Source organism: Nonomuraea sp. NPDC003727 (genome assembly GCF_053586935.1).
Genome location: NZ_JBSFNE010000009.1, coordinates 18266 through 31060 on the forward strand (window position 1 = coordinate 18266; position 12795 = coordinate 31060).

Annotated in this window: 13 protein-coding genes and 2 pseudogenes; 7 read left to right on the plus strand and 8 right to left on the minus strand. The window is 70.8% G+C overall.

Annotated features, from left to right (window positions below; translation table 11 throughout):
- The first annotated feature begins 20 nt into the window (after positions 1 to 20).
- The gene (locus tag ACWDLG_RS22960) at positions 21 to 434 is read left to right on the plus strand and encodes a hypothetical protein (RefSeq protein ID WP_449922866.1); all 414 of its coding nucleotides are present in this window, start codon (positions 21 to 23) and stop codon (positions 432 to 434) included.
- A gap of 324 nt (positions 435 to 758) precedes the next feature.
- Here ACWDLG_RS22960 and ACWDLG_RS22965 read toward each other — a convergent pair whose 3' ends face one another.
- Positions 759 to 1394 (minus strand): transcriptional regulator, encoded by a 636-nt coding sequence (locus ACWDLG_RS22965; protein ID WP_449922869.1) that lies wholly within the window; start codon positions 1392 to 1394, stop codon positions 759 to 761.
- The gene (locus ACWDLG_RS22970; RefSeq protein WP_449922872.1) at positions 1391 to 1786 is read right to left on the minus strand and encodes a DNA-binding protein; all 396 of its coding nucleotides are present in this window, start codon (positions 1784 to 1786) and stop codon (positions 1391 to 1393) included. The genes ACWDLG_RS22965 and ACWDLG_RS22970 overlap by 4 nt, the downstream gene beginning before the upstream one ends.
- Positions 1787 to 1844: 58 nt before the next feature.
- On the opposite strand from ACWDLG_RS22970, the gene ACWDLG_RS22975 reads away from it, so the two are divergent.
- Both ACWDLG_RS22975 and ACWDLG_RS22980 read left to right on the plus strand, forming a co-directional pair.
- The gene (locus ACWDLG_RS22975) at positions 1845 to 3041 is read left to right on the plus strand and encodes a PEP/pyruvate-binding domain-containing protein (protein WP_449922875.1); all 1197 of its coding nucleotides are present in this window, start codon (positions 1845 to 1847) and stop codon (positions 3039 to 3041) included.
- 34 nt (positions 3042 to 3075) lie between these two features.
- Complete coding sequence (locus ACWDLG_RS22980) at positions 3076 to 3669, plus strand: histidine phosphatase family protein (RefSeq protein ID WP_449922878.1); 594 nt, start codon at positions 3076 to 3078, stop codon at positions 3667 to 3669.
- A 76-nt stretch (positions 3670 to 3745) separates the two neighbouring features.
- Here ACWDLG_RS22980 and ACWDLG_RS22985 read toward each other — a convergent pair.
- From ACWDLG_RS22985 to ACWDLG_RS22995, 3 genes and pseudogenes are all read right to left on the minus strand, one after another.
- Positions 3746 to 4378, minus strand: a pseudogene (locus ACWDLG_RS22985) (Tn3 family transposase).
- A gap of 169 nt (positions 4379 to 4547) precedes the next feature.
- Positions 4548 to 4793, minus strand: a pseudogene (locus tag ACWDLG_RS22990) (DUF4158 domain-containing protein); the annotation flags it as partial.
- 156 nt (positions 4794 to 4949) lie between these two features.
- Positions 4950 to 5279, minus strand: coding sequence for an STAS domain-containing protein (locus tag ACWDLG_RS22995; RefSeq protein ID WP_449922881.1), 330 nt, complete (start codon positions 5277 to 5279; stop codon positions 4950 to 4952).
- A 219-nt stretch (positions 5280 to 5498) separates the two neighbouring features.
- Here ACWDLG_RS22995 and ACWDLG_RS23000 point away from each other — a divergent pair, with 219 nt between their 5' ends.
- Positions 5499 to 6113 carry an erythromycin esterase family protein gene (locus ACWDLG_RS23000; protein ID WP_449923894.1) on the plus strand — a complete coding sequence of 205 codons (615 nt, stop codon included), beginning with the start codon at positions 5499 to 5501 and terminating at the stop codon, positions 6111 to 6113.
- Here ACWDLG_RS23000 and ACWDLG_RS23005 read toward each other — a convergent pair.
- A complete protein-coding gene (locus ACWDLG_RS23005) occupies positions 6014 to 6466 on the minus strand; it encodes a MarR family winged helix-turn-helix transcriptional regulator (RefSeq protein WP_449922884.1) in 453 nt (150 codons plus the stop codon). The genes ACWDLG_RS23000 and ACWDLG_RS23005 overlap by 100 nt on opposite strands.
- 79 nt (positions 6467 to 6545) lie before the next feature.
- On the opposite strand from ACWDLG_RS23005, the gene ACWDLG_RS23010 reads away from it, so the two are divergent.
- The 3 genes from ACWDLG_RS23010 (at position 6546) to helR (ending at position 10576) form a co-directional block, all read left to right on the plus strand.
- Complete coding sequence (locus tag ACWDLG_RS23010) at positions 6546 to 6938, plus strand: VOC family protein (RefSeq protein ID WP_449922886.1); 393 nt, start codon at positions 6546 to 6548, stop codon at positions 6936 to 6938.
- Between the two features lie 213 nt (positions 6939 to 7151).
- On the plus strand, positions 7152 to 8390 hold the full coding sequence (locus ACWDLG_RS23015; protein WP_449922889.1) for a glycosyltransferase: 1239 nt from the start codon (positions 7152 to 7154) through the stop codon (positions 8388 to 8390).
- Between the two features lie 35 nt (positions 8391 to 8425).
- Complete coding sequence (gene helR / locus ACWDLG_RS23020; protein WP_449922891.1) at positions 8426 to 10576, plus strand: RNA polymerase recycling motor ATPase HelR; 2151 nt, start codon at positions 8426 to 8428, stop codon at positions 10574 to 10576.
- Positions 10577 to 10863: 287 nt separating this feature from the next.
- On the opposite strand, the gene ACWDLG_RS23025 is transcribed toward helR, so the two are convergent.
- On the minus strand, positions 10864 to 12096 hold the full coding sequence (locus tag ACWDLG_RS23025; RefSeq protein WP_449922894.1) for a sensor histidine kinase: 1233 nt from the start codon (positions 12094 to 12096) through the stop codon (positions 10864 to 10866).
- A complete protein-coding gene (gene cseB / locus ACWDLG_RS23030) occupies positions 12093 to 12782 on the minus strand; it encodes a two-component system response regulator CseB (protein WP_449922897.1) in 690 nt (229 codons plus the stop codon). The genes ACWDLG_RS23025 and cseB overlap by 4 nt, the downstream gene beginning before the upstream one ends.
- Positions 12783 to 12795: the final 13 nt, after the last annotated feature.

Genomic DNA, 12795 nt, shown 5'->3' on the forward strand with positions numbered 1-12795 from the left:
TACAGGTTTACGGTCGGTTCATGACACAGCACATCGCCCTGGAGGCGGGATGGGTCCCGCCGTCGTGCACCCTGCCGAGCGCCGAGCGGCCGCTGCGAGTGGCGGAGTTCGACGCCTTGTTCGCCGACGCCGTCCAGCGGGTCGAGCGGCCCGGCCGTGAGCGCCTGCTGCTGGAGCTCGCCTTCACCTCCGGGAACGCCGCCCGCGCCGCCGAACTGGCTACGCGGGAGAACGGCTGCTGCTCCTTCTTCACCTTCACCCTCACCATCGCCGGCGGTGGCCTGGCCCTGGAGGTGACGGTTCCCGCCGAGCACGCCGACGTCCTGGACGCGCTGCAGGCGCGCGCGAGCACCTCCGCCGGTGCCGCGTCCGAGAACGCGGGTACGGCGGTTATCTTGGGTGACTCTCTGCGGTTAGGCGTGTCCGGTAAGTAGCATTAGATGTACTTGCCAGACTGATATCCGCGGGTAGTAAGGCATTTGGTGATGCCTGGTGCACTCGCGCAGCCGTACCGAGCTGAACGGGCCGAGACCGCCGACGGGACGATGTGGTGGGTCGTGGTCGACGAGGACTTCGCCCTGCAGATCGAGGCGTCGGCGTATCTGGCGGGATTACGGGCGGCGGGCCGGACGCTCAACACCAAGAAGACCTCCTCGGGCCGGATCGCGCTCTACCTGTTGTACTGCCAGGGCCACGTACCGATGACGGGTGGGGGTTCCTGCGCCTCACCACGACCTTCGGCCGGCCCCCGATGCGCGTCACGGTTCCGCGTGGCGGTCGATGCCGAGGGTGGCGATCAGGTCTTCGTGGAGCTCGAACCAGACCCGGTGGCAGGAGTCCACGTCGGTGCGATCGACCCAGGCGACCTCCCCAGCCCGAGCGCGCGCCAGGGCGGAGGCGAACCGCGCGTCGTAGCCACGGAACCGGGCGAGAACCCTCGCGAGCCGATCAGAGAGCGGCAAGAGCCCACGCCCGACCACCGCGAGGTCGTCCAGAACTCTGGCGTCCCAGGAGGGGTCGGAGTGGTCGTTGCCGGCGAGCCGATCACCGTCGGTGGGCCGGATCTGCCAGTCGGTGCAGGCTCGCTGCAGCAACGCGTTGAGCGGCAGGAACTCGCGGTAGACGTCACGGACCTCGCCACCGCCCCCGGCGCCGGCGAGTTCGGCCGCGAGCAGGCGCTCGTTCTCGGTGCGCCCTCGCTCGGTCAGCGACCAGCCCCCGGTGCCGGCGAACGCGGAGTGCTGGACCCAGCCGCGCGCCTCCGCGTCGTACAGCATCTCCTTCGTCTCGGCCGCATCGAGCCCGTACCGCCGGGCGATCACCGGCGTGTCGGCGAACCCGGTGATGCGTACGGCATGCAGCACCAGCAGGTCAGGGGCGGAATCGTGCGTCATGTGTCGGCGTCCTGTCGTGCCGTGAGGCGGTTGTAGTACTGCTGGCAGGCCTGCGGGGAGTTGAACCCCATGGCCTGCGCCATCTGCGCCCAGGTCAGTCCCGCGCTGCGGGCGATGAACAGCAGGGCGGATTCGAGCCCGTCGACCTCGGCCCGCGCGGCGGGAAGAAGGGCGAGCGCGCTCAGGGTGTCCTCCGGGCTCAGCTCGGCCTGCCGCCAGACGGCGAACTGGACGAGGTCGATCGCCGAAGGCGGGACGGGCGGCGGCCGCCACGGGCGAGGGTCGAGCGCGTCCGCGCCCCGGTCGAGCAGGCGCTCACGCGCCTCCTTCTCACGGTCCGCCTGGGCGCTGTCGGCTTGAGCCGTGTGGGCGATGTCCTGCTTGCGCGGCATGGACCCATCGTGCACAATCAACAAAAAGTTGTCAACAAAACATTGAAAGGCGGAACGGGTGACCATAGCCTTGGCGGAGGCCGTCTCCAGCACTTGCGGTGGCAAGGCCGGGGCGCTCGGCGCCCTGCTCCGCGCGGGACTACCGGTCCCCGACGGCTTCGTCGTCCCGTTCGCCACCTACCTCACCGCCGCCCGCGGCCTGGACCTCGGCGCGCCGGACGACCTGGACGCGGTACGGCAGGCGCTCAAGGCCCACCCGCTCGACACCGCCGAGCTCAGGCACGCGCTCGCCGGGCTCGGCGATCCACCCGTCGCGGTGCGATCCTCGGCCGCGAACGAGGACACCGGCCAGTCCTCGGCGGCCGGCCAGCACGAGAGCTTCCTGGCCGTGCGCGGAGCCGTCGAGGTCGCCGATGCCGTACGCGCCTGCTGGGCCTCGCTCTTCACCTCCCGAGCCGTCGGCTACCGGGGCCACCATGATCTCGCGATGGGCGTCATCGTCCAGCGCCATCTGGACGCCGAGGTCTCCGGAGTCATGTTCACGCCCTCAAGCCCCGACGGCCCGACCGAGATCGAGGCGTCCTGGGGCCTCGGCCCCAGCGTCGTCGAGGGCAAGGTCACCCCGGACTCCTACCGCGTCACCGGCGACGGGACGATCCACCGCACCATCGCCGACAAACACACCCGCCTCGACCGGCACGGCGACCGGCTCGTGCTCGGCGACGTACCGGCCTCCGCGCGTCAACACCCCACGATCGACGACGCGACCGCCACCCGGCTCGCCGAACTGGGCGAGGAGATCGCCGCACTCCGGGGCGGACCGCAGGACATCGAATGGGCCATCGCCGACGGCCGCCTCTGGGTCCTCCAAGCCCGCCCGATCACCGCCGCCCTTCCCCAACGAACCGAGCCTTCCCGGCAGTCCGGCGCTCCGGTCGGCACGCTCATCGGAACCCCGGGCAGTCAAGGGACGGCGACCGGCACCGCCAGGATCGTCCGCGGCCCCGGAGACTTCTCCCGCGTGCGCCCCGGCGACATCCTCATCTGCCCTTTCACCGACCCCGCCTGGACACTGCTGCTGCGCATAGCCGCCGGCGTCGTCACCGAAACCGGCGGCATGCTCTCCCACGCCGCCATCGTGGCCCGCGAACACGGCATCCCCGCCGTCCTCGGAACCCCGGCCGCGACGACCAAGCTCCGCGACGGCACCACCATCACCATCAACGGCTCCACCGGCACCATCACCTACCCCTGATCGCCGACCGAACGGAAAGGAGACGGTCCGCCCGATGCCGACTCGCCACCTCTACCTGACCCGCCACGGCGCGTCCGACCCCTTCGGGAACCTCACCGACACCGGCCGCCGGCAATCGGCCCTACTCGGCGAGCGCCTGGCCCACCTACCGATCGACGCCGTATGGCACTCCCCACTCCCCCGCGCCACCGCGAGCGCCCACGAACTCGCCCGCCACCTCCCGACCGCGTCAGTCGCCGAGGCCCCCGAACTCATCGACCACGTGCCCTACGTCCCCCGCCCCGCCGAGACGCCCCCGTCGTGGACCGGCTTCTTCGACGGCTACGACGCCACCGAAGCGGCCCACGGCCACCGCCTCGCCGACGCACTCGTCGCCCGCTTCACACAGCTCCCCGACACCGACACCCACGAGGTCCTGATCACCCACGCCTACCCGATCGCGTGGCTCGTACGGCACGCGCTGGAGGCTCCGCCGTACCGCTGGCTCGGTCTGAACAGCGCCAACACCGCCCTCACGATCATCGAATACCGCTCCGGCCTGCCCCCCACCCTGGTGATGTTCAACGACCTGAGCCACCTCCCACCCGATCTACGCTGGACCGGCTTCCCCACCAGCACCAGACCGTGACACCCAGTACGGCGAGCCGGACCACCGCTTCGGCGAGCAGGCCGGCGTTCCATCCATCCGAACGTGGTACTGGAACCTATGGGCGCACCCGCAGGCCGAACACCAGGTCGGAGTAGGCGGCGGTGTCGGTGACCACCATCTCCGGCTTCGGGCCGCCGTCGAGGTTGAACATGGCGTCCAGGATGAACAGCGAGTCGCGCAGCGTGCCGGGCACCACCAACCCGCCGACGCCCATCACCTGGTCGTTGACGACGTTCAGCCAGGTGGCGCCGTGCTGGCGGCCGAAGTAGAGCGGGTTGTGGCCGGTGTGCAGGTTCTGCACCGGCACGACGAAGCGCAACCCGTCGGCCGAGGCGATATGCCCCGACCCCCACGCCTTGACCACTTCCAGGCCGGACTGCGCGGCGATCAGCCGGCCGTTGGCCGCCGCGATCGTCTCGCCACGCACATACCCCTGGTCGACCTGCTACAGCCGGGCCCGGGTCAGCGCCGGCACATTCGGCTTCTCGATCGGCACTAGGCCGACGTTGCACGCCTCGGCCACCAGCAGGCCGCACAGGCTGACCGCGAAGTCGTCCATCCGGGCGTCGGCTCCGGAGACGTGGGTGAAGTCGGCCGCCGGCCCGGTGCGGTCGAACACCTCCAGCAGCAGCTCGGGGAAGTCGACACGCGGCAGCATGCCGTCGACCAGGGAGCGTAGTTCCTTCATCAGCGGCGGCTCGGCGAGCGGGCCGAGCTTCTCCAGACGGAGCCGGCCGTCGACGAACTGCACCGCGGTGTTGGTGTCCGTCCAGCACCTGCGCGTATGCGCCCTCCAGCGCGCCGGCGAGCTCGGCCAGATGCCCGGCCGGTTCGGCCTCCAGCTCCAGCGCCGCCTCACACGCGCCGAAGTCGCGATATCCCAGCAGTTCCCGGATCTCCCAGGCGTGCTCGTACACCGTCTGCTGCCGGTGACCGTACTCGGTCAGGCACTCCGCTTCGAGGCCGAGTTGCTCGGCGACGAACGCCACCACGCCCGGCGGGACGGCCGCGGGGTTCTCGGTCAGGAACACCCCGAGCATGCGCACTGTGCCCCACCGCACGGCCCAGCCCAGCCGGGTCGCCGCGCGGCGTTTGCCGGCCAGTGCACTCTATCTAGCGCTAATTCCTGCACTCATCCTCCTCGGAGGCATGCGTGTAGGCCGCTGGCTTCCCGCCTTCCGGGCGACCGTACCCGGCGGTCCCGACGAAGTCCCGACGGCGGCCGGGCCGGTTCACCCGCGGCGGCATGAGACGGACGTTCAGGCTGGCGCCTCCAGCAGGCGGTCGAGTCCCAGCGGGACGAGCACCCGATGCACCCGTGGAGGCATGTGGGTCAGGCAGAGAGAGCCGCCCGCGTCCATGAGACGCCACCGGAACGGCACGAGCACGCGTAGTCCGGAGCAGTCCATGAAGGTCACCTGGCTCATGTCGATCTCGATGACAGGCGCCGCTCCACGCCTCACCAGGTCGACCTCAGCCTCCACCAGTTCGGTCCGCAGGCAGCCCGCGGTCGCCATGTCGATCTCCCCGCACGGAGAGATGACCACGCGGTCGCCCTGATCAGCGGACGTCACTTTCAGCCGTTCCATCACGAACCTCCATCAACCCGCCTAACGGGGTGCCCGAAATGTCACGTGTGTGGTGGAAGCTGACCACATCTCGCCGCGCCGCGTCCCCTCCGCAAGGCAAATCCCCGGCAACAACCTCTCCAACCGGCCGAACCCACACTGGAAGGTCCCGCTCAGGCCGGCTGCGGCACTCGGCCGTCTCCGGGCGGAGCAGGCAGGAAGGCGAGGTAGGCGCTGGAGATCAGCCACGCCGCGAGCCCCCGGCAGGCCCTCACCGCGCTCCACGACTACCTCGCGGCCCATGTGGACGCGGACCTGCTCCCCTGCGCCGCGGAAACCCTCGACCGTCTGCTCGGCGCCGACGACCGGTGGGCCAACCCCGCCACGATGATGGACCCGTCCCGGTCCGTGGGGCAGTCGGCCGAGGCCAGGGAGCTGCTGCTGCTCGCCGACGATCTCGTGGCGCTGCTCGACGCGGAGACACCGCGCCTGATCGCGGCGTCCTCGCGGGACGGCTGGGACCGGGCCCGCCTGTACGGGCGCGCCGCCACGGGCCTGCTGCGCTACCACTTCTGGATGGCCGACACCTCGCCGGGCCGCGTGACGCGGCTGCTGGGCCTGCGGAGTTCGATGATCGCGCTGGCTACTTCCCGCTGGACCCGGCCCACCTGGCCGGGAACGACGGGATCGTGTTCGTCAAGGACGTCCGGCGGAGCTAGGTTCCCTCTGCCTTCAGTGCGGCGATCGTCGGCGGGTTATTCCTCCAGGGCTACCGCTATGCGGTCGAGGTCGGTGAGGAGCGCTGCCATCCGTTGGGGCGGGATCGCTTCGACCATGCGCTGCTCGATGGCGTAGACGGCGGCCTGGACCGCCGCCAGGTGTGCGTGGCCCTCTTCGGTGAGGTGGGCGGGCCGGGCGCGGCCGTGGTCGGCGGTGGCGGGCCGGGTGATCAGTCCCGCCTCCTGCAGACCCCGCAGGACGACGTTTCCGGACTGCCGGGTGACGAAGGTCGCACGGGCGAGGTCGGCGTTGGACATGCCGGGGTGCAGGGCCAGGAGCTCGAGGGTGGCGTACTGCGGCACGGTCAGCCCGTGCTCCCGCAGGGCCCTGTCCATGGCGCCGCGCAAGGCGGCCTGGGCGCGCTTGAGCAGGTACCCCACGTGTCCGGTGACGTCCTTCGCCGGCTCGGTCGGCAAGCTCTCCTTCATGTCAGCATTTTGACATAGGAATCCCCCGGTCCTAGCCTTGGCTATGTCAAAGTTCTGACATACAGGATCGAGGAAGACCATGTCCATCACCGTCAACGGCCCCGACTTCGTCGCCCTGCAAGTTCGCGACGTGGCCGCGGCAGCCGCCTTCTGCGAGCAGCACCTGGGCCTGCGCCGGGCCGCCGTCTCGCCGCCCCATGCGGTCGTCTTCGACACCGAGCCGACCCCGTTCGCCGTCCGCGAGCTCCTCCCGGGCGTCGACCTCGACGACACCGCGCGGCCCGGCCTCGGCGTCGCGCTCTGGTTCCAGACCTCGGACGCCCACATGCTGCGCGACCAGCTCACCGCCGCCGGGATCAAGATCCTCACCCCGATGGCGGACAGCCCCTTCGGCCCGATGTTCTCCTTCGAGGGCCCCGAGGGCTACACGCTCACCGCGCACGGAGACAGCGGTCACGGTCAGGTTCGGTGACCTTCGCGTCCTCTTGAGCCCACGGAACGCGGTGTGCTGCCGCTTCGTGAGGAGGTGATCCGTCCACAACAAAAAAGGGAAAGGGGGGTACCCGCTCCTTTCCACTCTCAACATATAGCGCACCGGGGGACTTGCGGCAAGACCCTGGGTATGCCGCAGAATCGTCGGCCGAAGGCAGAAGCTGCGGAAACGGGGGACGCGAAAGTGCGCGTGGTGTTGTCGACGTATGGGTCGCGCGGGGATGTCGAACCGCTGGCGGGACTCGCGGTGCGGTTGCGGGAACTCGGTGCGGAGGTGCGGGTGTGCGCGCCGCCGGACGAGGAGTTCGCGCAGCGGCTGGCCGGTGTCGGCGTGCCGTTGGTGCCGGTCGGCCGGTCGGCGCGCGCGCTGATGACCGCGGCGCCGCCGCCGTCGTCCCTGCCCGAGCGTGCGGCCGAGTTGATCGCCGGCCAGTTCGACGCGGTCACCGCGGCGGCCGAGGGATGTGACGTGCTGGTGGCCACCGGCATGATCCCGGCCGCGGCCGGCGCGCTGTCGGTGGCCGAGAAACTGGGCATCCGCTCCGTTTCCGTGACCTTCCAGCAGCTCACCCTGCCGTCGCCGCGCCACCGGCCGCTGGCGTATCCGGGCCGGCCGTTCCCGCCGGAGGTGACCGACAACCGGGCGCTGTGGGAGCTGGACGCCCAGAGCATCAACGCGTTGTTCGGGGCGGCGCTCAACACGAACCGGGCGTCGAACGGCCTGCCGCCGGTGGACAACGTCCGCGACTACGTCATCGGCGACCAGCCGTGGCTGGCGACGGACCCGATCCTGGACCCGTGGCAGGAGACGCCGGATTTCGACGTCGTCCAGACCGGCGCGTGGATCGTGCCCGACGTCCGCCCCCTCCCGGCCGAGCTGGTGGCGTTCCTGGACGCCGGCACACCACCGGTGTACGTGGGCTTCGGCAGCATGCCCATGCGCGCCTCGACGGACGTCGCCCAGGCGGCCATCGAGGCGGTCCGCGCGCAGGGCCGTCGCGCGGTCGTGGCCCGCGGCTGGGCCGACCTGGCCCTGATCGACGACCGGGACGACTGCTTCGTCGTGGGCGATGTCAACCAGCAGGCCCTGTTCGGCCGGGTGGCCGCCGTCGTGCACCACGGCGGCGCGGGCACCACGACGACGGCCACCCGGGCCGGCGCGCCTCAGGTGGTCGTGCCCCAGGCGGCGGACCAGCCGTACTGGGCGGGCCGGGTGGCCGAGCTCGGCATCGGGGTGGCACACGACGGTCCGGCTCCGACCTTCGACTCCCTGTCAGCCGCGCTCAGGACGGCCCTGGCCCACGAGACCCGCGCCCGAGCCACCGCCGTGGCCGGCGCGATCCGCACCGACGGGGCGACGGTGGCCGCGAAGCTCCTGCTCGACGTGGTCAGCGGAGAAAAAGCCACCCGTGTCCGCGTGAACCACGCGTGATCGCCGAGCCAGGACCCCAGATCGGAGCTGATGACGTGAACCCCTTGACCACCAGCGCGTTCGACCTTCCCGACCACCTTGCCCCCAAGGCCGACCCGGCGCTGATCGCCGACGACGAAAAGCACTTCGCGGCCATCGCGGAGAGCCTCGAGCAGTCGATCGCCGAGCTGTCCGACCGCCTCGACGCCGCGCGCAAGGCGCCCGGCGGCAAAGGGCGGCAGGCGATGGACAGGGACCTTGAGGTCCACCGGCTGAGCGCTCGCCTGCGCGCCTTGCGCCGCTTCGGTCTGGACCTGTGCCTCGGACGCGTGGTCAGCGCGGACAACCCCGAGCCCGTGTACATCGGACGGCTTGGCCTCACGGACAGCGAGGGTCGCCGGCTGCTGCTCGACTGGCGCTCCCCCGCGGCTGAGCCGTTCTTCGGAGCCACCCACGGCAACCCGATGGGACTGGCAAGCCGCCGCAGGTATCGCTGGACCCGTGGCCGGATCAGCGACTACTGGGACGAGGTGTTCACCTCGGACGGGTTCGAAGGGCACGCCGCGCTCGACGACCAGTCCGCCTTCATCGCCAGCCTGGGCAGCAGCCGGTCGCCACGCATGCGGGACGTGCTCGGCACCATCCAGGCCGACCAGGACGCCATCATCCGCGCGGGATCGCGCGGCGCTCTCGTCGTCGACGGCGGTCCGGGTACGGGCAAGACCGTCGTCGCTCTGCACCGCTCCGCCTACCTGCTCTACTCCGACCCTCGCCTCGGTCACCGCCGGGGCGGCGTGCTGTTCGTCGGTCCGCACCAGCCGTACCTGGCCTACGTCGCCGACGTCCTGCCCAGCCTCGGCGAGGAGGGCGTGCAGACCTGCACCCTGCGGGACCTGGTCGCCGAGGGAGCCGCGGCAGCGATCGAGACCGACCCGGACGTGACCCGCCTGAAGTCGTCCGCGGACCTGGTGAAGGCGATCGAACCGGCCGTCAGGTTCTACGAGAACCCGCCCACCAAGGGCATGACGGTCACGACCCACTGGTCCGACATCTGGCTGAGCGCCGACGACTGGGCCGAGGCGTTCGAAGCGGCGGAACCCGGCACTCCGCACAACGAGGCGCGCGACCAGATCTGGGAGGAGCTGCTCACGATCCTGGCGGACAAGCACGACGACGACGAAGTCCCGGCTGACCTGCTCCGCAAGTCGCTGCTGCGGAACAGGGAGCTGCTCACGACCTTCAACCGCGCGTGGCCGCTGCTCGAAGCGGCCGACCTCGTCGGAGACCTGTGGTCGGTGCCCGCCTACCTGCGGATGTGCGCTCCCTGGCTCAGCCCCGACGAGGTTCGGAAGCTGCAGCGCGAGAACGCCCAGGCCTGGACGGTGTCCGACCTGCCGTTCCTGGACGCGGCACGGCAGCGGCTCGGCGACCCGGAGGCGTCGCGGCGTAAGCGTCGGCAAGATGCTTCTGTCGCCGCGCAGCGCGAGCGCATGGCGCAGGTCGTCGACAACCTGCTCGAGGCCGACGACGACGGTGAAGGGGTGGTGACGATGCTCCTCGGACGCGACATGCAGGACGCCCTGGTCGACGAGAGCGCGTCGCCCGGCATCGAGCCGGACCGGCTCGCCGGACCGTTCGCGCACATCGTCGTGGACGAGGCTCAGGAACTGACCGACGCGGAGTGGCAGATGTTGCTGCTCCGCTGCCCGTCCCGGAGCTTCACCATCGTCGGCGACCGCGCCCAGGCCAGGCACGGGTTCACCGAGTCGTGGCAGGAACGGCTCGAGCGGATCGGGCTCGACCGGATCGACCTGGCCTCGCTGAGCGTCAACTACCGCACGCCGGAAGAGGTCATGGCGGAGGCCGAGCCGGTCATCCGGGCCGTGCTCCCGGACGCCAACGTGCCGACCTCCATCCGTAGCAGCGGCGTCCCCGTCGTCCACGGACCCGCTTCGGATCTGGGCTCCATCCTCGACACCTGGCTCGCCGGGAACGCCGACGGCATCGCCTGCGTCATCGGCGATCCCACGTTCCGGTCGACGCCACGCGTCCGGTCGCTGACTCCGGAGCTGTCGAAGGGGCTCGAGTTCGACCTGGTCGTCCTCATCGACCCGGACAAGTTCGGCGAGGGCATCGAAGCAGCGGTCGACCGCTATGTCGCGATGACGCGAGCGACCCAGCGACTCGTCATCCTCACCAGCTCCTGACCCCGGCCGCCGAACGCGACCGCACATGGCCCGTCATCGCGCTCCCTGGAGACGGCCGCGCCTGTCTCATGGACGATCACCCATGAAACACGCGCGGGCGCCATGTGCGGTCCAGCGGCGCATGCCGTCGCCCTGGCAGGAGGTTCGCCGGAAGGAGCTTCCTGACCAACCTCGCTTCCTCCATCACCGGGCTCTTCGCGGTCGTGGTGCTGCACGAGGTGTCAGCCCATCAGGAGAAGAACCGGATGAAGCGCGAGCTGTCGGGCGGTGGCCGGCCACTGGGTGCCTCAGTCGGGCAGGGTGATGGTGACGCTCGCACCACCGTTGACCGGGTTGGCGAACTGGAGGGTCGCCCCGATGATGCGGGCGTGGCCGAGCACGATGGTCAGGCCGAGCCCGTGCCCGCGGCCGCGCTCGGTCCGTCCGGTGCGGAAGCGCTGCGCCTGTCCCTCGTTGAGGTTCGCGAGCAGGTCCGGCGGGAAACCCGGCCCGTGATCGCGGATGATGATCCGGCGGGAGCCCACGGTGATCGTGACCGGGCCGGCGCCGTGCGTGCGGGCGTTGAGGAGCAGGTTGGCGACGATGCGCTCCAGGCGGCGCGCATCGGTGACGGCTGTCGGGTCGCCCTGGTCGGGGACGACATGCAGTTCGGCGGGCACGTCGACACGGTGCAGCGACTCGCGGACCAGGTCGGCCAGCGGCACCGGCTGGCGGTCCGGTTGTTCGTCGGTGGCGTCCAGGCGGGAGATCTCCAGCAGGTCGTCAACCAGGCCGCGCAGGACGCCGATCCGGTCGCGGACCATGTCGGTGGCTTGCCCCTCGGGCAGCAACTGGCCGGCGGTCAGCAGCCCCATCAGCGGGGTGCGCAGATCGTGCGCCACATCGGCCGTGAAGCGCTGCTCGGCCAGCAGCCGCCGCTGCAGGCTGGCGGCCATGGAGTTGAGCCCGGCGCCGATCTCGGCGATCTCGTCCCTGCCGCCCGCGTCGGTGCGAGCGGCCAGGTTGCCGTCGGCGATCTCGCGGGCGGTACGGGCCATGCGCCGAAGCCGCCGGTTGGGGAGTTCGGCCGCCAGCACCGACAGCGGCACCACCCCGGACAGGGCCAGCAGGGCGGCCTTGACCATGTCTCGGTCCAGCGCGTACAGGTCGAGCAGTTCCGAGCCCATCGAGATCTGTACGCTCACCGCCTGGCTGCCGTCGCTGCCGTACGGCTGGGCGGCCCACATCCACGGCTCGTCCCGGTGATCGAGCCCGTACCAGATCACCGGCCGGCCCGGCCGCAGCTGGGCGGCCAGAGCGTCAGGGAGCTCCTCGACGGTCACCACGTCGTCGGGCGTGCCGCCGGGCCGCTCAGCGGGGGCCAGTGAGCTGTCGAGGGCGGTCCTGGCTCGAGCCGCGCCGATGTCCAGGGCACGCTGCCAGGTCGCCCGGTGAACCAGGAGCCCGACCACGGCGGCGACGACGGTGGAGGCGAGCGTGACGAGGGCGGCGATCTTCCATCGCAGCGAAGCCGGGTTCATGTGGCGCTCAACTTGTAGCCGAACCCGCGGACCGTCTCGATGCGCTCGGCGCCGACCTTCTTGCGCAGGCGCTGGACGCACAGGTCGACCACGCGGCTGTCGCCGTCCCACCCGTAGTCCCACACGGTGCGCAGCAGCGTCGCACGTTCCAGCACGATGCCGGGATGGGCGGCGAACTCCAGCAGCAGCCGCAACTCGGTCGGGCTCAGCTCGACGCGTCGCCCAGCCCGCCGTACCTCCAGCGAACCGGTGTCGATGCTCAGCTCGCCGAAGGTGAGCACCACACTCTCGGCGGCCCGCCCGGTCGTGGGCGGGGGCTGCGCGATGCTGGCCCGGCGCAGCAGCGAGCGGATCCTGGCCACCAGCACCGGCAGGTCGACCGGCTTGACCACATAGTCGTCGGCGCCGCCCTCCAGCCCGGCGACGATGTCCAGGCCGTCACCGCGGGCCGACATCATGAGGATCGGCACCTGGCTGGTCTCCCTGATCCTGCGGCACACGCTGATGCCGTCCAGGCCGGGCAGCATCACATCGAGCAGCAGGAGGTCGTGGCCGCCTGCCTGGGCCGCCTCCAGGCCGCTCAGTCCGTCAGCCGCGGTGGTCATGCGATAGCCGTAGCGTTCCAGGGCCAGGCTGACCGACGCGCGGATCACCGCGTCGTCCTCGACGAGCAGCAGGGATGTCATGAAGGTGCACCAT

What these genes read in the sequence shown, in the direction of transcription:
- ACWDLG_RS22995 (WP_449922881.1), bottom strand. Translation starts at nt 5,279, where the DNA reads ATGGAACGGCTGAAAGTGACGTCCGCTGATCAGGGCGACCGCGTGGTC.
- ACWDLG_RS22960 (WP_449922866.1), top strand. Translation starts at nt 21, where the DNA reads ATGACACAGCACATCGCCCTGGAGGCGGGATGGGTCCCGCCGTCGTGC.
- ACWDLG_RS23010 (WP_449922886.1), top strand. Translation starts at nt 6,546, where the DNA reads ATGTCCATCACCGTCAACGGCCCCGACTTCGTCGCCCTGCAAGTTCGC.
- cseB (WP_449922897.1), bottom strand. Translation starts at nt 12,782, where the DNA reads ATGACATCCCTGCTGCTCGTCGAGGACGACGCGGTGATCCGCGCGTCG.
- ACWDLG_RS22980 (WP_449922878.1), top strand. Translation starts at nt 3,076, where the DNA reads ATGCCGACTCGCCACCTCTACCTGACCCGCCACGGCGCGTCCGACCCC.
- ACWDLG_RS23025 (WP_449922894.1), bottom strand. Translation starts at nt 12,096, where the DNA reads ATGAACCCGGCTTCGCTGCGATGGAAGATCGCCGCCCTCGTCACGCTC.
- ACWDLG_RS23005 (WP_449922884.1), bottom strand. Translation starts at nt 6,466, where the DNA reads ATGAAGGAGAGCTTGCCGACCGAGCCGGCGAAGGACGTCACCGGACAC.
- ACWDLG_RS22970 (WP_449922872.1), bottom strand. Translation starts at nt 1,786, where the DNA reads ATGCCGCGCAAGCAGGACATCGCCCACACGGCTCAAGCCGACAGCGCC.
- ACWDLG_RS22965 (WP_449922869.1), bottom strand. Translation starts at nt 1,394, where the DNA reads ATGACGCACGATTCCGCCCCTGACCTGCTGGTGCTGCATGCCGTACGC.